The sequence below is a fragment of the Aeromicrobium sp. Leaf289 genome, assembly GCF_001423335.1.
Taxonomy (GTDB): Bacteria; Actinomycetota; Actinomycetes; order Propionibacteriales; family Nocardioidaceae; genus Aeromicrobium.
Genome location: NZ_LMNK01000001.1, coordinates 702,108 through 728,716 on the forward strand (window position 1 = coordinate 702,108; position 26,609 = coordinate 728,716).

The 26,609-nt window shown below is 72.9% G+C and carries 30 protein-coding genes and 1 tRNA gene; 20 read left to right on the plus strand and 11 right to left on the minus strand.

Annotated elements, in window-relative coordinates:
- The first annotated feature begins 164 nt into the window (after positions 1 to 164).
- From ASF37_RS03305 to rsgA, 4 genes are all read left to right on the plus strand, one after another.
- Complete coding sequence (locus ASF37_RS03305; protein WP_056579097.1) at positions 165 to 1,901, plus strand: sigma-70 family RNA polymerase sigma factor; 1,737 nt, start codon at positions 165 to 167, stop codon at positions 1,899 to 1,901.
- A gap of 86 nt (positions 1,902 to 1,987) precedes the next feature.
- The gene (locus ASF37_RS03310) at positions 1,988 to 2,473 is read left to right on the plus strand and encodes a DoxX family protein (RefSeq protein ID WP_055966807.1); all 486 of its coding nucleotides are present in this window, start codon (positions 1,988 to 1,990) and stop codon (positions 2,471 to 2,473) included.
- A gap of 61 nt (positions 2,474 to 2,534) precedes the next feature.
- Positions 2,535 to 3,812, plus strand: coding sequence for a 3-phosphoshikimate 1-carboxyvinyltransferase (aroA, locus tag ASF37_RS17060; protein WP_056554836.1), 1,278 nt, complete (start codon positions 2,535 to 2,537; stop codon positions 3,810 to 3,812).
- Positions 3,809 to 4,861: a ribosome small subunit-dependent GTPase A gene (gene rsgA, locus ASF37_RS03320; RefSeq protein ID WP_056579161.1), complete on the plus strand. Its 1,053-nt coding sequence runs from the start codon at positions 3,809 to 3,811 to the stop codon at positions 4,859 to 4,861. Before aroA ends, rsgA begins: the two co-directional genes overlap by 4 nt.
- A gap of 6 nt (positions 4,862 to 4,867) precedes the next feature.
- Here the strand turns inward: rsgA and ASF37_RS03325 are convergent, their stop codons facing one another.
- On the minus strand, positions 4,868 to 5,194 hold the full coding sequence (locus ASF37_RS03325; RefSeq protein WP_056553857.1) for a hypothetical protein: 327 nt from the start codon (positions 5,192 to 5,194) through the stop codon (positions 4,868 to 4,870).
- Between the two features lie 114 nt (positions 5,195 to 5,308).
- Between ASF37_RS03325 and ASF37_RS03330 the strand changes: the two genes are divergently transcribed.
- The 4 genes from ASF37_RS03330 (at position 5,309) to arfB (ending at position 8,031) form a co-directional block, all read left to right on the plus strand.
- Positions 5,309 to 6,250 carry an inositol monophosphatase family protein gene (locus ASF37_RS03330; protein WP_056553854.1) on the plus strand — a complete coding sequence of 314 codons (942 nt, stop codon included), beginning with the start codon at positions 5,309 to 5,311 and terminating at the stop codon, positions 6,248 to 6,250.
- 119 nt (positions 6,251 to 6,369) lie between these two features.
- Positions 6,370 to 6,801, plus strand: coding sequence for a CBS domain-containing protein (locus tag ASF37_RS03335; RefSeq protein ID WP_056553851.1), 432 nt, complete (start codon positions 6,370 to 6,372; stop codon positions 6,799 to 6,801).
- A gap of 197 nt (positions 6,802 to 6,998) precedes the next feature.
- Positions 6,999 to 7,604 (plus strand): PadR family transcriptional regulator, encoded by a 606-nt coding sequence (locus ASF37_RS03340; protein WP_056576641.1) that lies wholly within the window; start codon positions 6,999 to 7,001, stop codon positions 7,602 to 7,604.
- Entirely contained in the window at positions 7,597 to 8,031 is a 435-nt protein-coding gene (gene arfB / locus ASF37_RS03345; protein WP_056553844.1) for an alternative ribosome rescue aminoacyl-tRNA hydrolase ArfB, read from the plus strand. The genes ASF37_RS03340 and arfB overlap by 8 nt, the downstream gene beginning before the upstream one ends.
- Positions 8,032 to 8,057: 26 nt before the next feature.
- On the opposite strand, the gene ASF37_RS03350 is transcribed toward arfB, so the two are convergent.
- Together ASF37_RS03350 and ASF37_RS03355 are read right to left on the minus strand one after the other, a co-directional pair.
- A complete protein-coding gene (locus ASF37_RS03350; protein ID WP_055966789.1) occupies positions 8,058 to 8,345 on the minus strand; it encodes a hypothetical protein in 288 nt (95 codons plus the stop codon).
- A 115-nt stretch (positions 8,346 to 8,460) separates the two neighbouring features.
- Positions 8,461 to 9,699: a Fic family protein gene (locus ASF37_RS03355; protein ID WP_235492929.1), complete on the minus strand. Its 1,239-nt coding sequence runs from the start codon at positions 9,697 to 9,699 to the stop codon at positions 8,461 to 8,463.
- 158 nt (positions 9,700 to 9,857) lie between these two features.
- Here ASF37_RS03355 and ASF37_RS03360 point away from each other — a divergent pair, with 158 nt between their 5' ends.
- Both ASF37_RS03360 and ASF37_RS03365 read left to right on the plus strand, forming a co-directional pair.
- Entirely contained in the window at positions 9,858 to 10,157 is a 300-nt protein-coding gene (locus ASF37_RS03360; RefSeq protein ID WP_056579099.1) for a hypothetical protein, read from the plus strand.
- A gap of 45 nt (positions 10,158 to 10,202) precedes the next feature.
- Positions 10,203 to 10,697, plus strand: coding sequence for a DoxX family protein (locus ASF37_RS03365; RefSeq protein ID WP_056579100.1), 495 nt, complete (start codon positions 10,203 to 10,205; stop codon positions 10,695 to 10,697).
- Positions 10,698 to 10,735: 38 nt separating this feature from the next.
- Here the strand turns inward: ASF37_RS03365 and ASF37_RS03370 are convergent, their stop codons facing one another.
- Positions 10,736 to 11,740, minus strand: coding sequence for a nitronate monooxygenase family protein (locus tag ASF37_RS03370; RefSeq protein WP_055966782.1), 1,005 nt, complete (start codon positions 11,738 to 11,740; stop codon positions 10,736 to 10,738).
- Positions 11,741 to 11,902: 162 nt separating this feature from the next.
- Between ASF37_RS03370 and ASF37_RS03375 the strand changes: the two genes are divergently transcribed.
- On the plus strand, positions 11,903 to 12,298 hold the full coding sequence (locus ASF37_RS03375; protein WP_056579101.1) for a nuclear transport factor 2 family protein: 396 nt from the start codon (positions 11,903 to 11,905) through the stop codon (positions 12,296 to 12,298).
- On the opposite strand, the gene ASF37_RS03380 is transcribed toward ASF37_RS03375, so the two are convergent.
- Positions 12,295 to 14,529, minus strand: coding sequence for an MMPL family transporter (locus ASF37_RS03380; RefSeq protein WP_055966778.1), 2,235 nt, complete (start codon positions 14,527 to 14,529; stop codon positions 12,295 to 12,297). The two genes, ASF37_RS03375 and ASF37_RS03380, sit on opposite strands and share 4 nt — an antisense overlap.
- Positions 14,530 to 14,620: 91 nt before the next feature.
- Between ASF37_RS03380 and ASF37_RS03385 the strand changes: the two genes are divergently transcribed.
- From ASF37_RS03385 to ASF37_RS03400, 4 genes are read left to right on the plus strand one after another with little or no spacing between them, the layout of a single operon-like run.
- On the plus strand, positions 14,621 to 15,211 hold the full coding sequence (locus tag ASF37_RS03385) for a TetR/AcrR family transcriptional regulator (RefSeq protein ID WP_055966776.1): 591 nt from the start codon (positions 14,621 to 14,623) through the stop codon (positions 15,209 to 15,211).
- Between the two features lie 21 nt (positions 15,212 to 15,232).
- A complete protein-coding gene (locus ASF37_RS03390) occupies positions 15,233 to 16,180 on the plus strand; it encodes a hypothetical protein (protein WP_056579102.1) in 948 nt (315 codons plus the stop codon).
- Positions 16,177 to 16,461 carry a DUF2470 domain-containing protein gene (locus ASF37_RS03395; protein ID WP_056553826.1) on the plus strand — a complete coding sequence of 95 codons (285 nt, stop codon included), beginning with the start codon at positions 16,177 to 16,179 and terminating at the stop codon, positions 16,459 to 16,461. The genes ASF37_RS03390 and ASF37_RS03395 overlap by 4 nt, the downstream gene beginning before the upstream one ends.
- Before the next feature lie 24 nt (positions 16,462 to 16,485).
- Positions 16,486 to 18,021: an acyl-CoA carboxylase subunit beta gene (locus ASF37_RS03400; RefSeq protein ID WP_200931162.1), complete on the plus strand. Its 1,536-nt coding sequence runs from the start codon at positions 16,486 to 16,488 to the stop codon at positions 18,019 to 18,021.
- 93 nt (positions 18,022 to 18,114) lie between these two features.
- Here the strand turns inward: ASF37_RS03400 and ASF37_RS03405 are convergent, their stop codons facing one another.
- The 4 genes from ASF37_RS03405 to ASF37_RS17065 form a co-directional block, all read right to left on the minus strand.
- The gene (locus tag ASF37_RS03405) at positions 18,115 to 19,389 is read right to left on the minus strand and encodes an RtcB family protein (RefSeq protein ID WP_082506353.1); all 1,275 of its coding nucleotides are present in this window, start codon (positions 19,387 to 19,389) and stop codon (positions 18,115 to 18,117) included.
- A gap of 53 nt (positions 19,390 to 19,442) precedes the next feature.
- A tRNA-Arg gene (locus ASF37_RS03410) sits at positions 19,443 to 19,519 on the minus strand.
- A 38-nt stretch (positions 19,520 to 19,557) separates the two neighbouring features.
- Entirely contained in the window at positions 19,558 to 19,917 is a 360-nt protein-coding gene (locus ASF37_RS03415) for a WhiB family transcriptional regulator (protein ID WP_055966767.1), read from the minus strand.
- Between the two features lie 161 nt (positions 19,918 to 20,078).
- On the minus strand, positions 20,079 to 20,219 hold the full coding sequence (locus ASF37_RS17065; protein ID WP_156364742.1) for a hypothetical protein: 141 nt from the start codon (positions 20,217 to 20,219) through the stop codon (positions 20,079 to 20,081).
- 166 nt (positions 20,220 to 20,385) lie between these two features.
- On the opposite strand from ASF37_RS17065, the gene ASF37_RS03420 reads away from it, so the two are divergent.
- From ASF37_RS03420 to ASF37_RS03435, 4 genes are read left to right on the plus strand one after another with little or no spacing between them, the layout of a single operon-like run.
- Positions 20,386 to 21,153: a histidine phosphatase family protein gene (locus ASF37_RS03420; RefSeq protein WP_055966762.1), complete on the plus strand. Its 768-nt coding sequence runs from the start codon at positions 20,386 to 20,388 to the stop codon at positions 21,151 to 21,153.
- Positions 21,154 to 21,202: 49 nt separating this feature from the next.
- A complete protein-coding gene (locus ASF37_RS03425) occupies positions 21,203 to 21,763 on the plus strand; it encodes a DUF3090 domain-containing protein (protein ID WP_055966760.1) in 561 nt (186 codons plus the stop codon).
- Positions 21,760 to 22,566 carry an SCO1664 family protein gene (locus ASF37_RS03430; RefSeq protein WP_255353921.1) on the plus strand — a complete coding sequence of 269 codons (807 nt, stop codon included), beginning with the start codon at positions 21,760 to 21,762 and terminating at the stop codon, positions 22,564 to 22,566. Before ASF37_RS03425 ends, ASF37_RS03430 begins: the two co-directional genes overlap by 4 nt.
- 12 nt (positions 22,567 to 22,578) lie before the next feature.
- The gene (locus tag ASF37_RS03435; RefSeq protein WP_200931163.1) at positions 22,579 to 23,394 is read left to right on the plus strand and encodes a hypothetical protein; all 816 of its coding nucleotides are present in this window, start codon (positions 22,579 to 22,581) and stop codon (positions 23,392 to 23,394) included.
- A gap of 4 nt (positions 23,395 to 23,398) precedes the next feature.
- Here the strand turns inward: ASF37_RS03435 and ASF37_RS03440 are convergent, their stop codons facing one another.
- Positions 23,399 to 23,761 carry a VOC family protein gene (locus tag ASF37_RS03440; protein ID WP_056579103.1) on the minus strand — a complete coding sequence of 121 codons (363 nt, stop codon included), beginning with the start codon at positions 23,759 to 23,761 and terminating at the stop codon, positions 23,399 to 23,401.
- Between the two features lie 130 nt (positions 23,762 to 23,891).
- Between ASF37_RS03440 and ASF37_RS03445 the strand changes: the two genes are divergently transcribed.
- Positions 23,892 to 24,578, plus strand: a complete 687-nt coding sequence (locus ASF37_RS03445) for an SDR family oxidoreductase (protein ID WP_055966754.1) — start codon at positions 23,892 to 23,894, stop codon at positions 24,576 to 24,578.
- A 22-nt stretch (positions 24,579 to 24,600) separates the two neighbouring features.
- Here ASF37_RS03445 and ASF37_RS03450 read toward each other — a convergent pair whose 3' ends face one another.
- Positions 24,601 to 26,538 carry a primary-amine oxidase gene (locus tag ASF37_RS03450; RefSeq protein ID WP_056579104.1) on the minus strand — a complete coding sequence of 646 codons (1,938 nt, stop codon included), beginning with the start codon at positions 26,536 to 26,538 and terminating at the stop codon, positions 24,601 to 24,603.
- Positions 26,539 to 26,609: the final 71 nt, after the last annotated feature.

A 26,609-nucleotide genomic window follows, 5' to 3' on the forward strand; every position in this document is an offset into this window, starting at 1 on the left:
CCTCCTCTCGTGTGCGGTGACCATGGGACGGCCGGGGGCGGTGATCGTGACGGCGATCGGCGGAACTTTCTCGACGCGGGTCCGGGGCCCCGACCGGGCGGGCGTGACGTGCAGGAACGTTCCTCGTTGGACCCCGTGGGAGTGCAGACGAGGGAGCCGAAGCGATGGACGACCTGATCGAGACGACGCAGCAGCGCAGCGACGCGCAGCTGATCGCTGCCGTGCGTGCCGGCGACACCGCGGCCTACGGTCTGCTGTTCCAGCGGCACGCGGCCGCCGCGACCCGCCTCTCCCGCCAGCTCCTGAGCACCGGCGAGGCCGACGACCTCGTGTCGGAGGCCTTCCTGAAGGTGCTGAGCCTCCTGCAGGACGGCAAGGGTCCCGACGAGGCCTTCCGCGCGTACCTGCTCACCGCGGTCCGGCGTCTGCACGTGGACCGCATCAGGGCCACGACCCGCACCCGTCCCACCGACGACGAGCACGTGCTCGACCGGGGTGTGCCCTTCGACGACGCCGTGAGCGCCGCCTTCGAGAACGACGCCGCCGCGCGCGCCTTCGCGTCGCTGCCCGAGCGCTGGCAGCTGGTGCTGTGGCACCTCGAGGTCGAGGGGCAGAAGCCCGCAGCCGTCGCACCGCTGCTCGGCATGAGCCCCAACAGCGTCTCCGCCCTGGCCTACCGCGCACGGGAGGGCCTGCGGGCCGCGTACCTCGAGAGCCACGCGGCAGCCACCGCCGACGAGGCCTGCCGCGCCGTGACACCGCTGCTCGGCGGTTTCGTGCGCCAGACGCTGTCGGCCCGCGACACCGCGAAGGTCGACCGGCACCTCGACGGGTGCCGACGCTGCACCGGCGTCCACCTCGAGCTCGTCGAGGTCAACCAGAACCTGCGCGGTCTTCTCGCGCCCGCCCTGCTCGGACCCGCCGCCGCGGGCTACCTCGGGGCGACCGGGACGGCCGCCGCCGCCCTGGGGGCCGGGGGGATCGCGGCGGGAGGCGTCTGGGCGACGGCCGGCACGGCGGCCGGGGGGTCGCTCGCCGTCGGCACCACCGCGGCCGGCGGCGGGTTCGCCGCCGCGAGCGGCTACGCCGGGGCGACCATGCTGACGTCGGCGATCGTCTCGCAGGTCGCCCGGGTGGCTCTCGTGCCGGCCCAGGCCGCCGCCGCGACGGCCGTCAGCGCCGGGACGCCCGCCGTGGTCGCGACCACCGTAGTCACCGGGGCCTTGACGACCGGCATGGTCGTCGGCGGGACGGACCTGCTCACCTCGGCGCCGCCCGCGGTGGTCGCCTCGCCGAGCCCGTCCAGCCCCCTGGCGCCGGAGTCGACCGCGGCGCCCACCACCGAGCCGACGCCGGAGCCCACCACCGAGCCGACGCCGGAGCCCTCCGCGGAGCCCACCCCGGAGACGCCGGTCGAGACGACGCCGCCCGCACCTACCCCGGCCACCGCGGACGCCTCCGCCTCTCCCGACCAGCCCGTCTCCGAGCAGCCGGTCGTCACGCCCGCGCCGCCGCCGGTCACGCCCACCGACTTCTCCCTCGGCGCCGCCACGGTCACGAACGACTCCACCCTCCTGCAGCGCCGCGTGGTCGTCCCGATCGCCGCCGACGGCGGCAGCAACCCCGTGGCGCGCACCGTGACCATGACCGTGTCGTTCGACCGGACCGTGAAGTTCCGTGGGATCCCCGGCGACGGGTGGGCGTGCGACGCCACCCGCAACCAGCGGCTCCGCACGCTCCGCTGCAGCGCCACGCTGCCCGCCGGACAAGGCGGCTCGTTCCCCTTCAAGGTCATCGGCGCCCGCCCCGCCGCCACCGTCACCGTCACCGCGCCCGACGATCCCCGCTCCGACAACGACACCACCACGTTCCGGTCCACGGGCTGGCTCCTGCCGATCTGATCGAACCGGTCCGTCGCCTCGAGCGCGCTCGGGCCCGCTCGCGCGCTGACGTTGTGGAACTCGCCGACGTTGGCATGATGGGAGCCATGACCGTCCTGCGCACCATCGCCCGTCCCCTGCTCGCGTCGATGTTCGTGTACGGAGGTGTCAACGCGCTGCGCAACGCCCCCGCCATGGGCCCGAAGGCCGAGCCCGTGGCCGACGCGCTCGGCAAGGCCGCGCCGCAGCTCGCGACGTCGCCCACGAACCTGGTGCGGGTCAACGGCGCCGTCCACGTGGTCGCGGGCACCGCGCTGGCCACGGGTCGCTTCCCCCGGCTGTCGGCGTTCGTGCTGGCCTCCACCCTGGCACCCACGACGGCCGTCGGGCACCCCTTCTGGAACGAGACCGACCCGGCGTCGCGCCAGAACCAGACGGTGCACTTCCTCAAGAACCTCTCGCTCATCGGCGGACTGCTCATGAGCACGCTCGACCCCGACCCGCACAAGAAGTTCATCGGCACCCGCGCCAAGAACCGGGTCGTCGACGCGAAGGGCGTCGTCGTCGAGCGCATCGACGACCTGCGTCCCTGAGCCCGAGACGTCTGGCCCGAGACGTCCGGTCCGGCGCGCCGGTTCACTACAGTGGGGCGTGATGAACGCCCCGCTGCCCTGGCTCGCCCCCACCCGTGAGAGTCCTGTCGACGCGCAGGTGCTCGTCCCCGGCTCCAAGTCCCTGACCAACCGTGCGCTCGTGCTGGCCGCGCTGGCCGACGGCCCCTCGGTCATCACCCGTCCGCTCGGCTCCCGCGACACGCAGCTCATGGCGGCGGCCCTCGGCGCCCTCGGAGCCGGCGTCGAGAAGGACGGCATGACGTGGCGCGTCACGCCGGTCGACCGCACCCGGACCGGCTCGACGGCCGTCGACTGCGGTCTGGCCGGGACGGTCATGCGGTTCGTCCCACCGCTCGCGGCCCTCGGCTCGTCCGCCGTCACGTTCGACGGTGATCCGCACGCGCGACGGCGACCGATGGGTCAGACGATCGCCACGCTGCGCGACCTGGGTGTCCGGGTGGACGACGGCGACCGCGGCTCGCTGCCCTTCGTCGTCCACGGCACCGGCGCCGTGGCCGGTGGGCCTCTCGTGGTCGACGCGTCGGCCTCGAGCCAGTTCGTCTCCGCGCTGCTGCTGGCCGCGCCCGCCTTCACCCAGGGCCTCGACCTGCAACACCGGGGCGCTGCCCTGCCCTCGCTCCCCCACGTGGAGATGACCGTCACGGAGCTGCGCCGACGCGGCGTCGAGATCGACGACTCCTCCCCCGACCGGTGGGTCGTGAGCCCCGGTCCGGTGCGCGCGCTCGACGTCGAGATCGAGCCCGACCTCTCGAACGCAGGGGTCTTCGTGGCGGCGGCGGTCGCCACCGGCGGCTCCATGCGGGTCCGCGGCTGGCCCGAGCAGACCCAGCAGGCCGGCGACGCGTGGCGCGAGCTGGTCGTGGCCTTCGGCGGCACCGCCGAGCGCGACGGCGCCGACATGGTCTTCCGCGGCGGTCCCTCGATCAGCGGGGTCGACCTCGACCTGCACGACGTCGGCGAGCTCACCCCCGTGGTGGCTGCGCTCGCCGCTCTCGCCGACGGCCCGTCGCGACTGCGGGGGGTCGCGCACCTGCGCGGCCACGAGACGGACCGGCTCGCCGCGCTGGCCACGGAGCTGAACCGGCTCGGTGGCGACGTCTCCGAGACCGACGACGGGCTCGAGATCCGTCCGCGCCCCCTCCACGGCGAGATCTTCGAGACGTACGACGACCACCGCATGGCGCACGCCGCCGTGGTCCTGGCCCTCAAGGTCCCGGAGCTGTTCGTGGAGAACGTCTCGACGACCGTGAAGACCTACCCCAACTTCGCGCCGGTGTGGGAGCGCCTGGTCGCGTGAGGCAGGACGACGAGCACGCCGCGTTCGAACGACCGCGTCGCCGCACGCGCCCTCGCACGAAGGACCGACCCAACTACGACGACGCGCCCCTGGCCCGTGTAATCACGATCGATCGTGGCCGCTTCACGTTGCGTCTGCTCGATCCCGACCTCCCGCCGACCGCCGGTCTCGTCACCGCCATGAAGTCACGCCCCATCGGACGGCAGGGCGTGGTGGTCGGCGACGAGGTCAAGGTCGTCGGCGACGTGAGCGGCGCCGACGGGACGCTGGCCCGCATCGTCGAGGTGCTGCCCCGCCGCACCGTGCTGCGCCGCACCGCCGACGACGACGACCCGATCGAGCGGGTGGTGGTCGCCAACGCCGACCAGCTCGTGGTGGTCACCGCCCTGGAGGACCCTCCGCCGCGACCCGGCCTCATCGACCGCTGCCTGGTGGCGGCGTTCGAGGCCGGCATGGAGCCGCTCGTCTGCCTCACCAAGTCCGACCTCGGGTCGCCCGACGAGATGCTGGCGCTCCTGGAGCCCCTCGACGTCCGCACGGTCGTCACGCGGCGCAGCGGCACGGGCCCGGGCGACGACGAGCGGGGCGACGGCATGGAGAGCCTCGACGAGCTGCGCGAGGCCCTGGCCGGCCGCGTGAGCGTGTTCATCGGTCACAGCGGGGTGGGCAAGTCGACCCTGGTCAACGCCCTCGTCCCCGGGACCGGCCGCATCACCAGCCACGTCAACGAGGTCACCGGCCGCGGTCGTCATACGTCGACGTCGGCGCTGGCCATCGAGCTGGAGCCCACCGACGGCGGCGACGGTGGCTGGATCATCGACACCCCCGGCTTCCGCTCGTTCGGTCTCGCGCACGTTCAGGTCGACGACGTGCTGCGCGCGTTCCCCGACCTCGACGACGCGACCCGCGACTGTCCTCGCGGCTGCACGCACGCGGCCACGGAGCCCGAGTGCGCGCTCGACCTGGCGGTGGCCGCCGGGACGCTGCCCACGGCCCGGGTCGAGTCCTTCCGCCGCATCGTCGCGGCCAAGGACACCACGGCCTGGTGAACGGGCTCAGAAGCTCCCGAGCCAGAGCGCGATGACCACGCCGACGGTGGCGGCCACGAGCTCCAGCACGGCGACGCGCCGCATCCAGCGGCGTCCACCGGAGAGCACGAGGACGAGGGCGGGGAAGCCCCACGAGATCGCCGCACCGGCGAGCATGAGCAACGCTCCCTGGCTCTGCTCCTCAGGGCTCGGCGACTCCCCGAACAGGCTGAGTCCGGTGACGAAGCCGAAGAAGCCGAGCCACGGTCCGAACGGCCACAGGAGCAGCAGGACGACGGAGACGGCGAGGCCGGCGCGACCGGGCGACGCGGCCCGGGACGTCGAGGGGTCCATCGGGCCACCGTACGTGCCGCGCGTCCGCTCGACACCTCGCCGCGCGCAGGCGCGACGTGCGGCAGCACCCCGTGCCTCCCCCACCCCGGCGAACCACGCCGTTACCCTGCGAGCATGACGCACTCCTGGAACGACGACGTGCGGCTGGCGCACGTGCTGGCCGACTCCGCCGACAACCTGTCGATGGACCGGTTCGGCGCGATCGACCTCGAGGTGTCGACGAAGCCGGACATGAGCTACGTGACCGAGTCCGACCAGGCGGTCGAGGAGACCATCCGACGCATGCTGAAGTCCTCCCGCACCCGTGACGTGGTGCTCGGCGAGGAGCAGGGCGAGCAGCTGGGCTCGACCGGGTCCCAGGAGCGCCGGTGGATCATCGACCCGATCGACGGCACGTCCAACTTCGTGCGCGGGGTCCCGGTGTGGGCCACCCTCATCGCCCTGGAGGAGGACGGCGAGATCGTGGTGGGCCTCGTCTCGGCGCCGGCGCTGGGCCGACGCTGGTGGGCCTCGAAGGGCGCCGGCGCCTACACCGGCAAGTCGTTCATGCACGCCCGCGAGATCCGCTGCTCGCAGGTCTCCGACCTGTCGTCGGCGTCGCTGTCGTTCAGCTCGGCCCCCTCGTGGGAGGACATCGGCAAGGGCGAGGCGTTCTGGGCGCTCGCGCGCCGGTGCTGGCGGACCCGCGGCTACGGCGACTTCTGGTCGCACATGCTGGTCGCCGAGGGAGCCGTCGACATCGCGGCCGAGCCCGAGCTGAAGCTGTGGGACATGGCCGCCCTCGACGTCATCGTGCGCGAGGCCGGTGGACGGTTCACGTCGCTGGACGGCTCCGACGGCCCGTGGGGCGCGAACGCGATCTCGACGAACGGCCGCCTGCACGACGCCGCCATGGCCTACCTCGGCCACTTCCCCGACGCCGAGGACACCGACCTCGACGGCGTCGAGGACGATGACGCCGAGGACGATGACGCCGAGGACGCCGGCGGCGGCACTGCCGGCACCGTGCGCCGCCTGGACTTCTCGCGTCCCTGGGGCTCGCCCGACGCACCCTGACCTCCGCGGCCGGTGGAGGTCCGGCGCCCTTCGGCGGCCCGGTCCCGGCGCACGCCGTCGAGGGTGGCGGCCTGCGGTGTGACCCGCGTTACACTGGCGTGGAGTCTCCAGGAGGCACCATGCGAGTCAGCGACGTCCTGTCCTCCAAGGGCAGCGCCACCGTCCACACGATCGCGCCCGAGGCCACGGTCTCGGACCTGCTCGAGGCGTTCGCGACGCACGACGTCGGCGCCCTGGTGGTGAGCGAGGACGGCTCCACGATGGTCGGGATCGTCTCCGAGCGCGACGTGGTGCGCAAGCTGCGCCACGTGCCCGACGCGCGGTCGGCGACCGTAGCCTCGATCATGACCACCGAGGTGCTCGTGTGCTCGCCCGAGGACTCGTTCGGCTCCCTCATGGCCACCATGACCGAGCACCGCGTGCGCCACGTGCCGGTGGTGGTCGACGACCGGCTGGCGGGCGTCCTGAGCATCGGCGACGCCGTGAAGCACCGGATGGAGCAGTTGGAGTTCGAGCGCGACCAGCTGAGCTCCTACGTCGCGGGCGGCTGACCGACCCCTGCCGTCACGCGGCCGCCGAGCCCCGAGCCCGGCTCCGTCGTCACGCCCCCGCCCTGACGGACCGTGCCCGGCCGGCGTCCGGCTGGACAGGTGTGGGTTGACGTCGATACGTTATCGATATATCGTTGACCTATCACCAACCGATCGGCCCGTGATCCGGCGTCGATCGAACGACCGAGGAGGCTCCCATGAGGAACCACGATCACCACCACAGCCCCGACCGCCGCCGTGAAGATCCGCGGGACCGGCGTCGGGGTCGCCGCGGCCCCGGACCCGACTGGAGCCTGGGCGGCCCGCCACCCTTCGGCGCCGACCCGTCCACGGACGGGCCCGGACGCCGGGGCCGACGCCAGCGAGGCGGCGACGTCCGCGCCGCCGTGCTGCTGCTCCTGGACGAGCAGCCACGCCACGGCTACGACCTCATCACCGAGATCGGCGCCAGGAGCGACGGGAGCTGGACACCCAGCCCCGGCTCCGTCTACCCGGTGCTCCAGCAGCTGGAGGACGAGGGTCTCATCGAGATCGAGAAGGTCGACGGTCGCAAGACCGCGAGCCTGACCGAGACCGGACGGGCCCACGTCGAGGAGCACCGCACTCGGCTCGGCACTCCCTGGGAGGTCCGAGGAGGACGCCCGCAGGCAGCGCGCGAGCTGCGCGAGTCGCTCGGCAGCTTCATGGCCGCGTGGCAGCAGGTCGTCCGCACGGGCGACGCCGCACAGCACCAGAGGACGATCGCGGTCGTCGACGACGCCCGCAAGGCGCTCTACCGCGTCCTCGCCGACGACGATGCCTGAGCACGCCCCGGGCCGTCACGACCGGTTCCGGGTACCCGACGACGAGCTGCGCTGGAGGTTCAGCCGTTCGTCGGGACCCGGTGGTCAGCACGTCAACACCAGCGACACCCGTGTCGAGGTCAGCTGGGACCTCGCCTCCAGCTCGGCGCTGTCGGCCACCCAACGCGCCCAGGCGCTCGAGCGGCTGCGCACGCGCCTCGTCGACGGCACGCTGACGATCGCCTCGTCGCAGTACCGCTCGCAGCACCGCAACCGCGAAGCCGCTCGCGTACGGCTGGAGCAGGTCGTGGCCGCCGCGATCGTCCCTCCACGCCCCCGCCGCGCCACGCGGCCGACCCGCGGCTCGCAGCAACGCCGCATCGACGCGAAGAAGCGCCGGGGCGACGTCAAGCGCGCACGCCGTCGCCCCGGGCCGAGCGACGGCTGAGGCGTCCCGCCCCGGCGGGGCGTCCGTCAGTCCGGCTTCTCGACGTCGGCCTCGTGCGTGGCACCCGCGCCCGGGGGCGTCTCGGTCTCGCCGTCCTCGTCGCCGCTGTCCGCCGACTCGTCCGCGTCGCCCTCCCGATCGGGATCGGCACCGTCGACACCCTTGACCCCCTCGGGCTGGTCGACCTCCGGCGGGGAGGGCACGTCGGGGGCCAGCGACCCCTCCGAGGGCTCCGGGACGTCGGGACCGGGCGGGTCGTTCGGCACTCCGGGGTCGTCGGCGTCGACCTCACGGCCTGGCTGGTGCTCGCTCATGCGTACCTCCGTCGTCGGGTCGTGCGTCCGGATGCGCCACGGACCCGGCCGTCGAGGCCGGGCGGCACCCTTCCGTCCATCCTGACCGCTCAGCGCGCCGCACGCGACCGGAGGCTCAGCGGTCGCGCAGACGGCTGACGGCCACGATCCGGTCGTTGAGGTCGGTGAGCTCGTCGAGGATGTCCCGAGCCGACCACACCCGGTCCGCACCGCGGCCCGAGACGCGGTCCGTCACCCCTCTGCTCGCAGGCACCAGGACGTCGGCGGCGCGCAGCACGTCCACGGCGGCGGCGCTCTCCTCGAGGTCGAGGTCGAGCCGCTCGGCCAGCTCGGTCACGGTGACGGTGGGGAACTCCGGCAGCGAGACGAGGACCCGGTGCACGGGCGAGCCGCGGCGCACCGGACCGAGCCGCTGGTCCCAGTCCTGGCGGATCTCGTGGAGCGCGGTCGCCGTGCGCCGGCTCTCGTGGGTCGCCACGATGACGGCACCGGTGAGCATCGCGATGATCGGGCGCGCCTGCCCCTCGCGGTAGTCGCCGAGCGCGTCGAAGTACTTCTCGCGATGGGCGACGAGCGCCGACGCGATCGGCACGGTGAGGTGCGTCGTGACGCGTCGGCGGCGCAGCACAGCGTGGATCAGGGTGCGACCGATGCGGCCGTTGCCGTCCACGAACGGGTGGATCGACTCGAACTGGGCGTGCGCGACGGCGGCCTGCACGAGCACGGGGACGTCGTCGCGGTTGGCGAACGCGAACAGGTCCTCCAGAAGCTCCGGCACGAGTGCAGGGGGCGGAGGCACGTAGAGCGCGTTGCGCGGCGTGTAGTCGCTGCCGCCGATCCAGTTCTGCACCGTGCGGAAGCGACCGGCGTTGTGCTGCTGGTCGATGCTGCGCCGGAACAGGACGGCGTGGGCGTCCTGCATGGACCGCTGTCCCAGCACGCCGCTCACCTCGGCCTGCGTGATGATGCCGGTGAGGGCGTCGGTGGCAGCCGCCATCGACACGGCGGAGGCGCTGGAGCGCGCGCCGAGCACGGCCTTGCCGTAGTCGGCCAGGCTGGCCTCGATGTTCTCGATCTTGGAGGACGCGACCGACTCCGTGCGCAGCAGCAGCCGGTTGAGCGCCCTCAGGCGACGCCCGTGGCTGCCGTCGAGCTGGCGCAGGCCCGCCAGGGCGTTGGCCATCGACGAGGCGAGCGGCCGGTCCGCGTCGTAGTCCGCCCCAGCGATCCGCGGGGGCTCACGCACCTCGATCTCGCGCAGGAGGCGGTCCGCCCGTGGCCCACGCTCGACCTGCTGGCGCCACGGCACCACCACCCGTGCGTGCGGCTCCCAGTCCGGCTCGGCCTCGTCCACACCCCCAGTCTCCCAAGGCCGCCTCCCACCGGGGTCCATCGGGTCGATGACGCCGCACCACGCACAGGTCCTGAACTTGTTCATCTCGGCGTGCGACTGAACAAGTTCTGTCCTACTTTGGGAGTCCCTTCCCGATCAGACCCCAGGAGCACACGATCATGTCGAGCGCGGACGCCCTCACCGCCACCGTCACCTTCCACCTCGTCCGAGACGCCGCCGCCCTGCGCGCCGTCGTCGAGGCGATCGGCGCACTCGACCGACCGGGCCTGCGGGCGCTCGGCAGCACGACGGGGCACGGCCACGTCGTCGCGATCGAGTCCGACAACCTGGCCGATGCCATCCGTGGCCGCGGCATCGTCCGGCTCGTCGATCCCCGGTCCCGACGGCTCGACCACGCCCAGCCCGAGGTCCTGGACGGGCGCGGCGCCGCGCCCGTCGCCGCCGGCCTCGCCGGCTGACCTCCCTACTCGCCGAGCGAGCCTCGCGGGCGGCATCATCGGGACATGGACCTCGACGTCGCCTCCGCCCTGCTCCGCGCCACCCTCGGCGCCGTCTTCGTCGCGCACGGCTGGAACCACGGCTTCGGACCCGGCGGGCTCGACGGCACCGCCGGCTGGTTCGACAGCATCGGCCTGCGTCCGCCGCGCCTGCAGGCCGCCGTGTCGAGCTACCTGGAGATCGCCGTCGGGCTCGCCCTGCTCGCCGGCCTGGCCACCCCCTTCGCGGCGGCCGCCGGCGTCGGGATCATGACGACGGCGTTCGTCACGGTGCACCGCCGGAACGGCTTCTTCATCATCAAGGAGGGCTACGAGTACGTGCTGCTCGTCGCCGTGGCGCTCACGGCGCTCGCCACGCTCGGGCCAGGCCGGTGGTCGGTCGACCACGCCGTCGGCACCGTGGCCGACGGCTGGCCGATCGGGCTGGCCGTCCTCGGCGTGGGGATCGCCGGCAGCGCCGCGATGCTCGCGGTGTGCTGGCGACCACCCGCCGCCGACTGACGGGTGGGCTCGGGTGCCGGGTCGGACCCGGAGCCGGATCAGGCGGGCGTGAGGCTGAGCTCGCGCCGGCCGTCCCACACCGGGGCCGCCAGCGCCTCGTCGTACTCGGCCCGCAGCTGCTCCACGAGCGCGGACACCGACTGGCGCCGACCGATGGCGCCGATGCCCTGGCCCGAGCCCCAGATGTCGCGCCAGGCCTTGGCCTTGGGCTGGCTGTCGTCGCCCCCGGTCCCGAAGTCCATCGCCGACGGGTCGGACTCCGGGAGCGCGTCGGGGTCGAGCCCTGCCGCGACGATGCTGCCGCGCAGGTAGTTGCCGTGGACCCCGGTGAAGAGGTTGCTGTAGACGATGTCGGCCGCCGAGGAGCCCACGATCATGTCCTTGTACTCCTGGGCCGCGTTCGCCTCGTCGGTGGACAGGAACGCGCTGCCCACGTAGGCGAGGTCGGCGCCGGCGACCTGGGCCGCCAGGATCGAGCGTCCGTGGGCGATCGCGCCGGACAGCAGCACGGGTCCGTCGAACCACTGCCGGATCTCGCGGACGAGCGCGAAGGGCGACTGCGTCCCGGCGTGGCCACCGGCCCCCGCGGCCACGGCGATGAGGCCGTCCGCCCCCTTCTCGATCGCCTTGTGCGCGAAGCGGTCGTTGATGACGTCGTGCAGCACGATGCCGCCGTAGGAGTGGATCGCCTCGTTGACGTCCTCACGAGCGCCGAGCGAGGTGATGACGATCGGCACCTGGTGGTCCACGCACTGCTGCAGGTCGTGGTCGAGCCGGTCGTTCGACCGGTGCACGATCTGGTTCACGGCGAACGGCGCGACCGGCCGGTCGGGGTGCGCGGCCGCGAACGCGTCGTTCTGCTCGTTGATCTGGCTGAGCCAGTCGGTCAGCAGCGACGCCGGGCGCGCGTTGAGCGCGGGGAACGAGCCGATCACGCCGGAGGTGCACTGGGCGACCACCATCTCCGGGCCCGACACGATGAACATCGGGGAGGCCACGACAGGAAGGGCCAGGGGTCGGCGCAGGATCTCGGGCAGGGCCACGGCGGGTCTCCTCGTTTCGTCCGGAGCGAGCATCGATCGGGTGATCGTCTCGCGTACTATGCAACTCATTGCATAGTCTGGGCCACAGCCTAGCGTGGCTCCCGAGCCTCGTCATGCCGAGGTGAGGCAGACCACAGCGGCACCTCGACCACAGGAGGAACCATGACCGACCCCCGTCCCGCCCCGGTCCGGGCCTGGCACGACGTCGTGCGCACCCAGGACCTCGACCGGCTCGACGACCTGCTCGCCGACCACGTGGTGTTCCGCTCCCCCGCCGTGCACACGCCCCAGGAGGGCAAGGCGCTCACCACCGCCTACCTGACCGCGGCACTCCTCGTCCTCGGCCCGGGCCTCACCTACCACCGCGAGCTCGTCGGCGAGGACTCCGCGATGCTCGAGTTCACCACCGTGGTCGGCGGCAAGCAGGTGCACGGCATCGACCTGATGCGTTGGGACGGCGAGGGGCGACTCGTCGAGTTCACCGTGATGGTGCGTCCCCTGCAGGGCCTCACCGCCCTGGTGGAGGCGATGGGCGAGGCCCTGCAGCGTCGTTCCTAGCGCTGGGGCGCCGACTCCCGCTCGGCACGCAGCCGAGCCGTGAGGCCCTCCCCCTCGATGTCGAGGTTCGGCAGGCTGCGGTCCAACCAGCGAGGGAGCCACCACATCCGCCGACCGACGATCGACATGAGGGCCGGCACCAGCAGCATCCGCACCAGGAACGCGTCCGCGAGCACCCCGATCGCGAGCGCGAAGCCGATGGTCTTGATGATCGGGTCCGACCCGCCGACGAAGCCGGCGAACACGCCGATCATGATCAGGGCCGCTGCCGTCACCACGCGAGCACTGTGCTGGAAGCCGACCACGACCGCCTCGCGCGCCTCGCGTCCGTGCACGTACTCCTCGCGCATCCGGGAGACGAGGAAGACCTCGTAGTCCATCGCCAGGCCGAACAGGATGCCCGTCAGCAGCAGCGGGAGGATGAAGACGACGGGCGCCTCGGTGTCCAGGCCGATGAGGCCCTGGAGCCAGCCCCACTGGAAGACCGCGACGGTCACGCCGAGCGAGATGCCGACCGATGCGAGGAAGCCCACCGTGGCCTTGAGCGGCACGAGCAGGGACCGGAACACGAGCACCAGCAGCAGGAACGCGAGACCGACCACCACCAGGAGGTAGGTGGGGAACGCATCGGCGAGGGTGTCGGCGATGTCGACGCCCGCGGCGGTCTGGCCCGTCACGTAGGCCTTCGCACCGGAGTCGCCCAGGTCGGTGAGCCTCTCGCGCAGGTCGGTCACCAGGTCCTTGGTGGCCTGGTCCGAGGGCCCGCTCTCGGGGACGACGGTGATCACGGCGAACTTGAGCTGCTTCAGCATGCCCTGGTACCGCGCCACGGCCTCCGGGTCGTCCGGGTCCGTCAGCGGAGGCACCACGGCGGCGACGTCCTTCTCCACCGAGCCGACGGCCGCGAGCGCCGTGTCGACCGCGGCGGTCGGGTCGGACGCCCACTGGGTGTCGACGACGACCGTGAGCGGCCCGTTCGCCCCGGCACCGAAGCTCTCGGAGATCCGGTCGTAGGCCTGGCGCGCCTCGGTGCTGCGCGGCTTCGTGCCGTCGTCGGGCAGGGCCAGCTGCATGGAGGCGACCGGCACCGAGAGCACGACGGCGGCGGCCAGGCCGAGCACGAGGGCCGGCCAGCGGAAGCGGGTCACGAGCTCGACCCAGCGGCGGCCGTTGGTGCGGACGCCGTCGCTCTCGGTGTCGCGCTGCTTCAGACCGGGGATCCGCCCCGAGGTGACCCGACGTCCCGCGAACGAGAGCAGGGCCGGGAGGAGGGTCAGGGCGATGAGCACCGCGAGGGCCACCGTGACGGCAGCCGCCAGACCCATCTGCGTGAGGAAGGAGATGCCGGTGATGGACAGACCGGTCAGCGCGATCACGACGGTGAGGCCGGCGAAGACCACCGCGGAGCCGGCGGTCCCGGTGGCGATCGCGGCCGCCTCCTCGTGGCTGCGACCGGCCTGCACCTCGTGCTTGAACCGCGACATGATGAACAGCGCGTAGTCGATCCCCACGGCCAGGCCGAGCATGCTGGCCAGCGCGGGGGTGACGGAGGACAGCTCGACGAAGCCGGACAGCGTCGTCACGCCCAGGAGTCCGATCCCGACGCCGACGACCGCGGTGAGCAGCGGCATGCCGGCGGCCACGAGCGAGCCGAAGGTGATGAGCAGGACGACGAACGCGATCACGATGCCGACCGCCTCGGCGAGGTGCCCGCCGCTGGTGGTCACGCCCGTCGCGTCGCCACCCACCACGGTGGAGTACCCGTCGCCCTCCAGCGCCTCGGCGGCCTTCTGCAGCGCACCGCGATCGGCGTCGGTGAGCTCACCGGCCTGGCGGTCGTAGGTCACCGTGGCGTACGCGGTACGACCGTCCTGGGAGACCGTTCCCGACGTGTAGGGCTCGGCCACCGCGGCCACGTGGTCGGTCTGGGCGACCTCGAGCGCGGAGGCGAACGCCTGCTTCGCGTCCGCGTCGGTCATCGATCCGCCCGAGGGAGCCTGCGCCACGATCCGCGCGATCGCGCCGTCGGTCGAGGCGTCGGGGCTGCGGTCCTTGATCAGGTCGAACGCACGACTGGACTCGGTGTTGGGCAGCTCGAAGGAGTTCGACGTCGGCCCCGAGAGGGTGAGGGCCCCCACGCCGCCGAGCGCGAGCAGCGTGACCCACACGCCGATCACCCGGAACCGTCGCCGGAAGCTCCACCGACCGAGCCGGTACAGGTGCCAGGCCATGAGCGCCCCTCTCTCGGGCGGGGCCCGAAACCTCGTACTGAAAGTTTCTCCCATCTTCGCACGAACACCCGGTTCGGGCTATTCTCCTGCCATGGGGCTGCGTGAGATGAATGCCACACGGACGCGAGAGCTGCTCGCCGAGACCGCGATGGCCCTGTTCGTCGACCGCGGCTACGACGCCACGACCATGGAGGACGTCGCGCACGAGGCCGAGGTCGGCATCTCGACCGTGTACCGCTACTTCCCCTCGAAGGAGCAGCTCGCCACGGCGTTCCTCGGCGACCCCGGTCTCATGGCCGACGCGTTGGCCGCCCGTCCGGACGACGAGGACCCGGAGCTCTCGCTCGGCCACGCCCTCACGGCCTTCCTCGAGCACACTCGACGCGCCAACCGACACGCCGACCGGTTCCAGGAGCTCGTCGCCACCAACGCACGGGTCCGCGGTCGTGTCATGGAGTGGCTCGCGGAGTCCCAGGAGCGACTGTGCGAGGCGCTGGCCGCACGTCACGGGGTCGAACCCGACGACCTCGCCGTGGGCGCCACGGCCTGGCTCGCGATCTACGTGCTCCTCAAGACCGACGAGCAACCCGGGGACGGACGGACCGCGAGCGAGGTCGGACGCGACGTGATGCGGCGTCTGGCCGCAGGACCCCTTCGCGCACCGCTCGCCCCCGACGCCTGACCGGTTTGGCACGATCGATCCGTGACCACGCCCCAGACCGGTGGAGAGCCCAGCCTCCCCGAGGACGCCGCGCCCGGCCCGGCGCAGGACGCCGTCGCGCTGCTGCTCGATCAGTGCGCACGGACGTCGGCAGGACGACACACCGATCCCGCGCTCGTGGCCGCCGTCGTGGGCGTCGAGCGAGTGGCGGACCTCGTCGGGTCCCGCGACACGCAGACGCTGCGTGCCGCCGTGACGGACGGTCTGGCGGGGCCGCGGGACTCCGACCTCGGTGCGCTCCTGGTCCAGCTCCGACAGTCGATCGCCCTGGCACTCTCCAGGCCCGGCCCCGACTGGAAGGCGGACGCGACGATGCTCAATCCCGCCACGGGCGGCCATCACGTCGCCACCGACCTGGACGTGCTCCGCACCGCGACCCGGGCCGCGACGCTGTCGTACGGAGCAGCTCCCTACTACCGGGACCGCTACGGTCGCCGCGGCGCGCAGTTCTCGGTCTCGGACTCCGCCTGGATCGCCCACCTGGCCGATGCGCCGCGCGAGACGGCGGCGCACCAGGTGACCTGGCTCAGCACCATGCTGACCCACCGCGGCATGCCGACCTGGCTCATGGAGCGCCACCTCGCCACGATGGTCGACCAGCTCGGCGGGGCGGGGCTCGCGGTCGGCTCCCTCCCCCACGCGCTCACCGTCCTCGAGGCCCGTCGACGCGCCGCGGTGGACGACGACCTGCTGGAGCAGGCGGAGACCTGGGTCCGGGAGACCGTGGTCGCATCGCCGACGGCACCGACCGGGCGGCTGGTCGCGGCGGCGGTGGCCGACGTCCGGTCCGGCGTCGCCCCCAGCTCCGCTCCCCTGATGGACTGGCTGACCCACGAGGACCGCACGGACACGGCCGACGCCTCCGCCCTGCGCCTCGTCCACGACAGGGTCGCGGCTGCTGCCGGGACGAGAACAGGAGAACTCCCATGACCGCCTTCGGACCCGAGGTCGTGGCGGCGGTGCTCGAGCACATGAACGCCGACCACCGCGACGACAGCCTCACCATCGTGCAGGGCCACGCCGTCCGGCGCGCGACGTCGGCGACCATGACCGGGCTCGACGCCGACGGAGGCGACTGGAGCGCGGTGGTCGACGGCGTGCCCGTTCCGGTGAGGGTCCCCTGGACCGAGCGCGCGGTCGAGCGTGCGGACCTGCGACGCGAGATCGTGCGTCTGCACGACGCAGCACGCGAGCGGCTCGACGCCGGCTGAGCCGTGGTGGGGCAGGATCGGGCCGTGGACATCCGACCCGAGCTGCTGGAGCTGCTGGCCCGACGCGCCCTCACCGAGGACGCGGCACGCCCCGAGGCGGTGGAGCGGCTGCACGCGCGCGGCGGGCGCACGGCCCGCGAGAACGTGGCCGCCCTCGTCGACCCCGGCAGCTTCGTGGAGTACGGCCGCTTCGTCACGGCGGCGCAGAGCGACCGCCGCAGCGACGACGACCTGCTCGACCGCACCGTCGCCGACGGGATCGTCGGCGGTCTCGCCACGGTCGACGGCCGAGCCTGCGCCGTGCTGTCCTACGACTACCTCGTGATGGCCGGCACCCAGGGGATGCGCGGCCACGCCAAGACGGACCGGCTCCTCGACGTCGTCGCCCGGCTCGGCCTGCCGACGGTCTTCTTCGCCTCGGGCGGCGGGGGCCGGCCGGGCGACACCGACATCCCCCTGGTCTCCGCGCTCGACGTGACCACCTTCGCCGCGTGGGCCAGGTTGTCGGGCCGGGTCCCCCGCGTCGCCGTGGTCGACGACAACTGCTTCGCCGGCAACGCCGTGGTGGCGGGCTGCGCCGACCTGGTGGTCGCCACGTCCCGCGCATCCCTGGGGATGGGCGGTCCGGCGATGATCTCCGGCGGTGGCCTCGGCGAGGTGGCCGCGGCCGACGTCGGCCCCCTCGACGTGATGACGGCGAACGGGGTGGTCGACGTCGTGGCCGACGACGACGAGGCGGCCGAGGTGGCTCGCGACCTCCTGGGCTACTTCCTGGGTCCCCGCCAGGACTGGTCCGCCGCAGACCAGACCCTGCTGCGGGACGCGGTGCCCGAGGGCGAGCGACGTGCCTACGACCTGGCGCCGATCCTCGAGACGATCTTCGACGACGACAGCGTCCTGCCGCTGCGGCCGGGCTTCGCCCCCGAGCTGTGCACGGCGCTGGCCCGCCTGGAGGGGCGCACGGTCGGCGTCCTGGCCAACGACACGCGGCACGTCGCCGGGGCCGTCACCGCCGACGCCGGCGACAAGGCGGCCCGCTTCCTCCAGCTGTGCGACGCGCACGGGTTCCCGGTCGTCTCGTTCGTCGACACCCCCGGGATGATGGTCGGCCCCGAGGCCGAGCGCACCGGTCTGGTGCGCCACACGTCGCGGCTCCTGGTGGCCGGGGCGTCGCTGCAGGTGCCGATGATCGGCGTGGTCCTGCGCCGGGCCTACGGCCTCGGCGCGCAGGCCATGCTCGGCGGAGGACTGCACGAGCCGCTCATGACCGTGGCCTGGCCCGGAGCCCACCTCGGCGCCATGGGGCTCGAGGGAGCCGTGCGGCTGTCGATGCGCAAGGAGCTCGAGGCCATCGAGGACGAGGCGGAGCGTGAGCGCACCGTGCGCGAGCTGACCGCGCTGGCGCAGGCCCACTCCGGAGCCCTGAACGTCGCACGGCACGCCGAGCTCGACGACGTGATCGACCCTGCCGAGACGCGGGGGTTGCTGGTGCGGCTGGTCGACGCGGCTGTGCGCGACGGACGGCTCGTCGGGTCGGGACGCACCGTCGACACCTGGTGACGGCGGTCGTCGCGGCGAGCTCGGGTCGAGACCCCGGGGCCGACCGGTCCGATGCCGGCCGGCCCCTGCGCTCGCGTCCGCCGGCGGCGTGGCTCAGCCCTTCACGCACAGCAGCGTGGTGAGCCGCGCCTCGACCGACACGAGGTCGGTCTGCGCCGCGATGACGGACTCGAGGTCCTTGTAGGCCGCGGGGATCTCGTCGAGCACCCCCGCGTCCTTGCGACACTCCACCCCCGACGTCTGGCGGGCCAGGTCGTCGATGGTGAAGGTCTTGCGGGCCCGGGTGCGCGACATCGTGCGTCCCGCCCCGTGCGAGGCCGAGCAGTAGCTGCGCTCGTCGCCGAGCCCCCGCACGACGCACGACCCCGTCCCCATCGACCCGGGGATGAGCCCCAGGTCGCCGCGGCCTGCCCGGATCGCTCCCTTGCGGGTGACGACCAGGTCCACGTCGTCGTACCGCTCCTGCGCCACGTAGTTGTGGTGGCAGGAGATCTCGCGGTCGTACCCGACCTCGCGGCCGGCGCGACCGAACCAGGTCGAGACGACCTCGCGGACGAGCGCCATCATGACCGCGCGGTTGCGGGCCGCGTAGTCCTGCGCCCAGTACAGGTCGCGCAGGTACGCGTCCATCTGCGGGGTGCCGGCGAGGAACACCGCGAGGTCGCGGTCGGGCAGGTCCAGGTTGTGGTCCAGACCCTTCGCGGCCGCGATGTGGCGCTCCGCCAGCTCCTTGCCGATGTTGCGCGACCCGGAGTGCAGCATGAGCCAGACGCGCCCGGTGTCGTCGGACGTCACCTCGATGAAGTGGTTGCCACCGCCGAGCGTGCCCATCTGCTTCATGGCCTTGGCCTCGCGGTCCTGCACCGCGTCGTGGAGCCCGCGGAACCCCGCCCAGAAGCCGCGCCAGTCCCAGGCCGTCCCGCGCCCGTCCGTGCGTCCCCGGCCGAGGCCGAGGCGGTCGACGTCGGGGGCGACGTCGTGGGCGTGGAACCCGACCGGGACCGCGCGCTCCACCGCGTGGCGGAGCGACCGGAGGTCCTCGGGGAGGTCCTCGGGGAGGTCCTCGGTGGTCAGGTCGGTGCGGACGGCGGTCATGCCGCAGCCGATGTCGACGCCGACGGCCGCCGGCGACACCGCGTCACGCATCGCGACGACGGAGCCGACCGTGGCGCCCTTGCCGAGGTGCACGTCGGGCATGACGCGCAGACCGTGCACCCAGGGCAGCCGCGAGATCGTGCGGAGCTGCTCGAGCGCTGCGGGCTCGACGTCCTGCGGGTCGGCCCACATGAGGGTGTCGGCGACGGCGCCGGGGAGCGTCGTCGGGAATCCGGAGGCGTCGGCTCCGGGGGTGCTCGTCGTGGTGGTCATGGTGGTTCGCCTCCTTCGGCGGTGGTGAGGTGCTGGTGTCCTGCTGGTGGTGCTGGTCTCCCCGGGACGACTCGAACGTCCGACGTCCCGGCTCGCGACCGGGCCCTCTCTCCAGCTGAGGTACGGGGAGGTGGCGGGCCGCGACCCGACGACGTGGTGCAGACGTCGTCAGGCCGCGGCCGTCTTCCTGGGCCTGCCCCTGGTGGGGACCGCGTCCAGGGGGGTCCCCTCGGCGAGGAGGACACCGCCCCACACGCCGCTCTCGGCGCGTGCGGTCCCGAGGCCCAGGCAGGTGTCCCTGAGCGCACACGGCGCGCAGACCGCCTGCGCCGCGGCGAGCCGGGCGTCGTCGGTCGGGAAGAAGAGGTCGGGGTCCTCGTCCTCGCACGCCCACCCCGTGACCCCGTGGCGGGGCGTCGGGTGCGCGAAGGCCGCGACCACGCCGTGCGTGGTCAGGACCGACGTCGCTGCGGACTCGGTGCGCAGCGACACGGTCCTGGCCCGTGTCCTGCGGTTCTGTGTCGTCATGTGCTGCCACCTCCTCGGTGGTCTCGGGTGTCGTTCAACTGTGGGAATGGGGATGGAAGGGGGATGGGGTGCGGGGACGGAGCGGTCCGGACATGCAGAAGGGCCGCCCCGGCGAGTCCGTGCGACTCGTGGAGCGGCCCTGTGCCGGGTGCGGGTGGCACCTAGGTCACGGGTCGCTCCTGGAGCAGCTCGTCGTTCTCGGGTCGCTGGATGGACGGCATGCCCTTCACCACGACGGCAGCACCGAGCACCCGGACGGCCGAGGGGCCGAACGAGCCGTGGCTGCTGCGGTACGTGGTCATGGAGGGTCCTGGTGCGAGGTGGTCGGTGCGACGCCCGGGTGAGCGTGCAGGACCACGGTAGAGGTCGGCGTGCACAGCCGCCAAGCGATTAACGCCCCCTACCGACGACACCGTCCGACGACCGGTCCGTCGGGCCGGGTCGCGCCCCCGCGCCTAGGCTCGAGGCATGGCCACCCTCGTCCTCGTCCGGCACGGTCGCACCACCGCCAACGCCTCGGGGGTGCTCGCCGGCCGCACGCCCGGCGTGCTCCTCGACGACACGGGCCGCGAGCAGGTGGCGCGCACCGGCGAGAGGCTCGCCGTCGTCCCGCTCGCGTCCGTCGTCTCCAGCCCCATGGAGCGGTGCCGTCAGACGAGTGCGGCGATCCTCGAGCGGCAGTCCGGCTTCCCCGCCGCGCCCGTCGAGGACGCCATCAGCGAGTGCGACTACGGCGACTGGCAGGGGCGACCGCTGAAGGAGCTGGCCAAGGAGCCGTTGTGGTCCACGGTCCAGTCCCACCCGTCCGCCGCCGTCTTTCCCGGCGGTGAGTCCCTCCCGGCCATGCAGGCGCGTGCGGTCGAGGCCGTGCGGCGGATCGACGCCGAGGTGGAGGCCGAGCACGGCGCGTCCGCGGTGTGGGCCGCCGTGAGCCACGGAGACCTCATCAAGGCACTGCTGGCCGACGCGCTCGGCATGCACCTGGACCTGTTCCAGCGCATCCAGGTGGACCCCGCCTCGATCTCGATCGTGCGCTACACCACGTCGCGGCCCTACGTGCTGGCGCAGAACACGCACGCCGGTGACCTGGGATGGCTCGTCCCGAAGAAGCAGGAGACGTCGACCGACGCGGTGCCCGGCGGGGGTGCCGGGCCCGGCAGCGGGCAGAGCGCGGCCGCCGCTCCCGAGGACCTCGACGACGGTCCCGCCGAGCTGGCCGGGCCCGGCCGGTCCTGACGTCGTGCCGCACCCAGCGACGTCTGGGGTCGGACCCTAGAGTGGTGGCATGGCCACCATCGTCCACGGATTCGACTGGCCCGACCGCTTCGTCGTCGGGACCGTCGGCACCCCCGGCTCCCGCACGTTCTTTCTCCAGGCCCGCTCCGGGGCCGACCTCGTCAGCGTGGCGGTCGAGAAGGAGCAGTCCGCTGCCCTCGCCGACCGCATCGACGAGGTGCTCGACGAGCTGATGGCCGAGGACGGCAACCCGTTCTCCGTCCCGACCGTGGCGCCCGACGGGCTGGCCGACCACGAGCCGCTCGACGAGCCGGTGGCGGAGCAGTTCCGTGCCGGTGCGATGGGGCTGGGCTGGGACCCGTCCACGGCCCAGATCGTGGTCGAGGCCTTCCCGGTGCTCGACGTCGAGGCCGAGGCCGACGAGGACGGCGTGGTCGAGATCGATCCGCCCGAGGCCCTCGTCGTGCGCATCCCCGTCGGCAGTGCGCGGGCGTTCGCCAAGCGCACCCGCGAGGTCGTGTCGGCCGGGCGGCCGCTGTGCCCCTTGTGCCAGACGCCGATGGACCCGTCCGCCGACCACGTCTGCGAGCTGCCCGACGAGTTCCGGTGAGCGACGCCACCTCCGTGGACGAGCCCTGGGCCGAGGAGACCGACCTCCTCACCGGTGAGCTGGTGCTCACCGGCCGCGTGATGCCGGCGTCCAACGCCACCTTCGTGGGCACCATCGGAGACGTCGACGTCGTCTACAAGCCGGTCTCCGGCGAGCAGCCGCTGTGGGACTTCCCCGACGGCACGCTCGCGGAGCGCGAGGTCGCCGCCCACCTGGTCTCGGAGGTCACGGGATGGCAGGTCGTCCCGCTCACCTGGCTGCGCGACGGACCGCACGGCCCGGGCATGGTGCAGCTCTGGCAGACCGTGGACCCCGCGCAGGAGGCGGTCACGATCGTCCCGGCCGGCACGCTGCCCCCGGGCATGCTGCACGTGTTCGACGGGTACGACGGACGCGACAGGCGTGTCTCGCTCGTCCACGAGGACACCCCCGCCCTGCGGCGCATGGCCGTCCTCGACGTCGTGCTCAACAATGCCGACCGCAAGGGCGGGCACGTGCTGGAGATGGCCGACGGACACCGGCACGGGATCGACCACGGGCTCACCCTCCACGCCGACCACAAGCTCCGGACGGTCCTCTGGGGCTGGCTCGGGGAGCCGCTCGGCGAGCAGGAGCTCGACGGCGTCCGGCGCGTGCGCGCGTCGGTCGACGACGAGACCGACGGCCTCGGCGCGGTCCTGTACGACCTGCTGAAGGTGGCCGAGGTCGAGGCGCTCGCCGCACGCTGCGACCTCCTGCTGTCCGAGGGCACCCTGCCCGCCCCGTCGGGTCCCATGCCCGCCGTCCCCTGGCCCCCCTTCTAGGAGGTGGCTCCCGTGGAACCTCGCCCTGACACGCTGCTCGTGGGCTGCGGCCGGCTCGGCGCCGACGTCGGCCTGCGGCTCGCCGCCCTCGGCCACCGGGTGGCCGGCATCCGTCGCAACGCCGACCTGGTCCCGGCACCGATCGTCGGCGTCGCCGCCGACCTGGCGCAGGGGACGCCGGACCTCCCTCCGCTCGACCTCGCGCAGCTCGTGGTCGTCCTGACCGCCCGACCCCGCACCGAGGAGGCGTACCGCGCCACCTACGTCGATGGGATGCTGCGGGCGCTCGACGCCGTGGAGGCCCAGGGGGCGCTGCCGCGTCGCGCCGTGCTGGTGTCCTCCACCGGGGTGCACGCCGACGCCGACGAGGTCGTCACCGAGGACACCCCACCCGATCCGGGCGACGGACCCAGCAGGATGCTCCTCGAGGCCGAGCGGCGCTTCGCCGAGCGTCTGCCCACCGGCACGGTGCTGCGTCTCTCCGGGCTCTACGGGCCCGGGCGCGCCCGCATGGCCGACCAGGTGCTCGCCGGGGAGGTCGGCGACCTCCACCGGTGGACCAACCGCATCCACCGCCACGACGCCGCCACTGCCGTGGTGCACCTGCTCACCCGCGTCGACGACCCGGCGCCGGTGTACCTCGGCACCGACGACGAGCCCGCCCTGCGCGGCGACGTCGCCGCCCACCTCGCCGGTCTGCTCGGCGTGGACCCGCCCGCCGCGGTCGACCCGGCTCGGGGTCACGGCAAGCGCATCTCCAACGCGCGGTTGCGTGCCGCGGGCTGGATCCCGCGGTACCCGACCTTCCGAGAGGGCTACACCGCCTGAGTCGTCAGGCTTGCTGGAGCTCGACGCGGTTGCCGAACGGGTCGAAGGAGTGGAACCGCTCGACACCCGGGATCTCGCCGTCCGAGCGCACGCACGCGTGACCTGCGGCCTCCAGGACGGCCTCGACCGCGTCGAGGTCGTCGACGAGGAAGGCCGGGTGCGCCTTGCGGGCCGGCGCGAACGGTTCCTCCACCCCCAGGTGCAGGACCGCCGAGCCCGACGTGAACCAGCACCCGCCCCGGGCGGCGAGCACGGGCGGCTTCGTCTCCTCCGTCATGCCGAGGAGCACGCCGTAGAACCCCCGGGCCGCGTCCTCGCCCCCGGTGGGGATCGCGACCTGCACGTGGTCGAGTCCGATGATCGCCATGCGCCCTCCCGATGGTCCACCGCTTCGCCGCCACCATCCTGCCCGACGGTCCGGCGGCGCTCGACCTGCCGTGCCACGTGACCCGTCCTAGCGTGGAGGGGTACCCATCCCCACGCTCGAGGAGCCTCACGTGACCACCATCGCCATCGTCGGAGCAGGACGCGGACTGGGAGCGGCGGTCGCCCGTCGCTTCGGCCGGGAGGGCCACGCCGTCGCGCTGCTGGCCCGCAACGCCGAACGCGTCGACGCGCTCGCCGCCGACCTCCGGGCCGAGGGCATCGACGCCCGCGGCTGGGTCACCGACGTACGCGACCCCGACTCCCTCGCCCGCGCCCTGGAGCAGGCCAACGAGACGCAGGGCCCCATCGAGGTGCTGCAGTACAGCCCACTCCCCCAGAAGTCGTTCCTGCGGCCGCTGCTGGAGACCACCGTGGACGACGCGCGCGGCGCGATCGAGTTCTCCGTCTACGGCCCGCTGGCCGCGGTGCACTCGGTGCTGCAGAACATGCGGTTCGTCGGGAAGGGCACGGTGCTGTTCGTCAACGGCGGCACCGCCGTGCGTCCCGCGCCGAAGTTCGCCGGCACCTCGCTCTCGTTCGCCGCGCAGTCGGCGTACGCGCAGATGCTGCACGACACGCTCGCACCCGAGGACATCCACGTCGCCCAACTGGTGATCCCCGGAGCGATCGAGGAGGGTCACCCGCAGAAGGACCCGGAGGTCCTCGCCGAGACCCTCTGGTCGATGCACACCCGCCGCGACGAGTTCCGCGTCTTCGCCACCGAGATGGACGACGAGGTCAGGGAGACCGCCACCTGATCCCGCCTCGACGAGCCGCCGTCTAGTGGCAGTGCGAGCCCTGTGAGGACGCGTCGCCCTCGGCGTGGCACGACGACGACGTCGCCGGCTCGACGTCGAGCGAGGGGTTGCGGTCGAAGAACCCGACGGGCTTGAGCCAGAAGGAGACGATGTCGGCCGGCATCACGGGCCAGTCCTCGGGGCGCGTGATGTGGTGGATGCCGAAGACGTACCAGAGCACCACGTCGGTGTCGGTGGTCGAGCGGCCCTGCTGCACCCACTCGGGCAGGCCGTGGTCGTCCTTGCTCTGGTTGACGAACTCGCCCGCGGGCCAGCGCTCGTCGGCGTCGTGCGGGGTCACCCACACCGTGTGGCCGATCACCTGGGCCCGTTGGAACACCGGCGACTCCGGGTGGAAGAACGACGGGATCGCGCCGCCGGGCACCAGCTTGTAGGCGACCGGGGTGCCCAGGCCGTTGAGCGACCGCTCGTTGACGACCTTCCAGGCCCGCTGGCTCTCCCACCTGAAGTCGTCGTGACCCTCGACGGCGATCGGCGTGCTGACCTGCTGGATGCCGAGACCCAGCGGGTTCTCGGGTCCGATGGGGTCGATCACCGTCTCGCTGCGCTGCACCGTGTTGGTGCGGCCGTCGGGCTCGAGGTCGAGCCGCGCGACGAGGAAGTGCTGGTGGTACGGCGCGTACGTCCGCTCGTCGACCAGGGTGCCGTGCGGGTGGGCCTGGCCCTCCTCCACGTGCGTGACGACCATGATGCCGGTGGCGCGCACCTCGCACTCGATGTTGCCGTCCTCGTAGAACCGCCAGTAGACGATGTACTCGTAGTTGGCGACGGTCACGTGGAACGAGACCACGAACCGGCGCTGGCGGCGGACCTCGGCGCCGGAGTCGTGGTCGACGTGCTTCCAGCCGATCGCACTGTCCTCCTCGTGCAGGCAGATCGCGTTCGTGATCGTGTACGGCTCGCCCGCGCTGTCGTGCATGACGGCGTCGAGGTAGCGGATCTCGCCCAGGCAGTCGCAGCCGAGCTCGAGCGACTGGGTCATGAAGCCCAGTCCCCACTCGCCGATGTCGAAGGCGGTGCGCCGGTAGTGGTCGACGCTCGGGTCGCGGTAGGGGACGACCATCTCGGCGAAGCTCAGCTGGTGGGCCACCTGGCGCGTGCGGCCGGCGTCGTCGTAGGTGACGGCGTTGATGGTCATGCCCTCGCGGTGGTTGAACCCGACCCGCATGGTCCAGTTCTGCCACCGCAGCTCGTGCCCGTCGACCTCGAAGCCGATGCCCTCGGGCTGGGTGATCTCGAGCGGCTTGCGCGGCGGCCGGTGGCCCTTCAGCCGGTCGGGCACGTGGCGAGGCACGTACTCGCCCATCACGTCGGGCCGCGACACGGTGTGCGTGTCCTCGATCGCCAGGAGCTCCATCGTGTTGATGTCGATCACGCAGTGCAGGCCGTTCACGGGACCGGCGTAGGGGTTGGCGCCCTCGGCGGCCCTCACCCAGGTGTCGGACCAGCCGATGCGCCGGTCCTTCCACTGCTCGGGCATCACGGCGTCGCCGTAGGTCCAGGTGTCCATGAAGACCAGCGAGAGGTCGGTGATGCCCCGCTTCGCCAGCGCCGCGATCACGTCGGGGTGGGCGCGCAGGGCGGCGTCGGCCTCCTCCCACTCGTCCACGGTGAAGTTGGCCTGCACACCCGGCACGTGCTCGAAGCTCAGCACGGCGTCGGCGGAGAGGTCGACCCGGCCGCGGAAGGTCCGGTTGGTGGCCTGCTCGAGGCAGAGCACCTCCACGACCCGGGCGGGGACGGTGCCGTCGGCGGCGTAGATGTCGAGGTCGGCCTTGGCCGGCTGGAGTCCTTCGATCGAGCAGTAGCGCCATCCCTCCCCCACGCCGTGCTCGGCGGAGAGCAGGGCCGTGGTCGCGCGGAACTCGTCGGACGTGAGGGGATCAAGCGGATGGGTCACCTGCTGATCATCTCCCTCTCGGGGGGCACCTGACCAGGATCTCGTGGCGATGTCACCGGATCGTCACGGAT

What these genes read in the sequence shown, in the direction of transcription:
- ASF37_RS03335 (WP_056553851.1), top strand. Translation starts at nt 6,370, where the DNA reads ATGCGAGTCAGCGACGTCCTGTCCTCCAAGGGCAGCGCCACCGTCCAC.
- ASF37_RS03420 (WP_055966762.1), top strand. Translation starts at nt 20,386, where the DNA reads ATGGCCACCCTCGTCCTCGTCCGGCACGGTCGCACCACCGCCAACGCC.
- aroA (WP_056554836.1), top strand. Translation starts at nt 2,535, where the DNA reads ATGAACGCCCCGCTGCCCTGGCTCGCCCCCACCCGTGAGAGTCCTGTC.
- ASF37_RS03395 (WP_056553826.1), top strand. Translation starts at nt 16,177, where the DNA reads ATGACCGCCTTCGGACCCGAGGTCGTGGCGGCGGTGCTCGAGCACATG.
- ASF37_RS03365 (WP_056579100.1), top strand. Translation starts at nt 10,203, where the DNA reads ATGGACCTCGACGTCGCCTCCGCCCTGCTCCGCGCCACCCTCGGCGCC.
- ASF37_RS03330 (WP_056553854.1), top strand. Translation starts at nt 5,309, where the DNA reads ATGACGCACTCCTGGAACGACGACGTGCGGCTGGCGCACGTGCTGGCC.
- ASF37_RS03440 (WP_056579103.1), bottom strand. Translation starts at nt 23,761, where the DNA reads ATGGCGATCATCGGACTCGACCACGTGCAGGTCGCGATCCCCACCGGG.
- ASF37_RS03415 (WP_055966767.1), bottom strand. Translation starts at nt 19,917, where the DNA reads ATGACGACACAGAACCGCAGGACACGGGCCAGGACCGTGTCGCTGCGC.
- ASF37_RS03425 (WP_055966760.1), top strand. Translation starts at nt 21,203, where the DNA reads ATGGCCACCATCGTCCACGGATTCGACTGGCCCGACCGCTTCGTCGTC.
- ASF37_RS03325 (WP_056553857.1), bottom strand. Translation starts at nt 5,194, where the DNA reads ATGGACCCCTCGACGTCCCGGGCCGCGTCGCCCGGTCGCGCCGGCCTC.
- arfB (WP_056553844.1), top strand. Translation starts at nt 7,597, where the DNA reads ATGCCTGAGCACGCCCCGGGCCGTCACGACCGGTTCCGGGTACCCGAC.
- ASF37_RS03310 (WP_055966807.1), top strand. Translation starts at nt 1,988, where the DNA reads ATGACCGTCCTGCGCACCATCGCCCGTCCCCTGCTCGCGTCGATGTTC.
- ASF37_RS03305 (WP_056579097.1), top strand. Translation starts at nt 165, where the DNA reads ATGGACGACCTGATCGAGACGACGCAGCAGCGCAGCGACGCGCAGCTG.
- ASF37_RS03340 (WP_056576641.1), top strand. Translation starts at nt 6,999, where the DNA reads ATGAGGAACCACGATCACCACCACAGCCCCGACCGCCGCCGTGAAGAT.
- ASF37_RS17065 (WP_156364742.1), bottom strand. Translation starts at nt 20,219, where the DNA reads ATGACCACGTACCGCAGCAGCCACGGCTCGTTCGGCCCCTCGGCCGTC.
- ASF37_RS03350 (WP_055966789.1), bottom strand. Translation starts at nt 8,345, where the DNA reads ATGAGCGAGCACCAGCCAGGCCGTGAGGTCGACGCCGACGACCCCGGA.
- ASF37_RS03360 (WP_056579099.1), top strand. Translation starts at nt 9,858, where the DNA reads ATGTCGAGCGCGGACGCCCTCACCGCCACCGTCACCTTCCACCTCGTC.
- ASF37_RS03405 (WP_082506353.1), bottom strand. Translation starts at nt 19,389, where the DNA reads ATGACCACCACGACGAGCACCCCCGGAGCCGACGCCTCCGGATTCCCG.
- ASF37_RS03385 (WP_055966776.1), top strand. Translation starts at nt 14,621, where the DNA reads ATGGGGCTGCGTGAGATGAATGCCACACGGACGCGAGAGCTGCTCGCC.
- ASF37_RS03380 (WP_055966778.1), bottom strand. Translation starts at nt 14,529, where the DNA reads ATGGCCTGGCACCTGTACCGGCTCGGTCGGTGGAGCTTCCGGCGACGG.
- ASF37_RS03375 (WP_056579101.1), top strand. Translation starts at nt 11,903, where the DNA reads ATGACCGACCCCCGTCCCGCCCCGGTCCGGGCCTGGCACGACGTCGTG.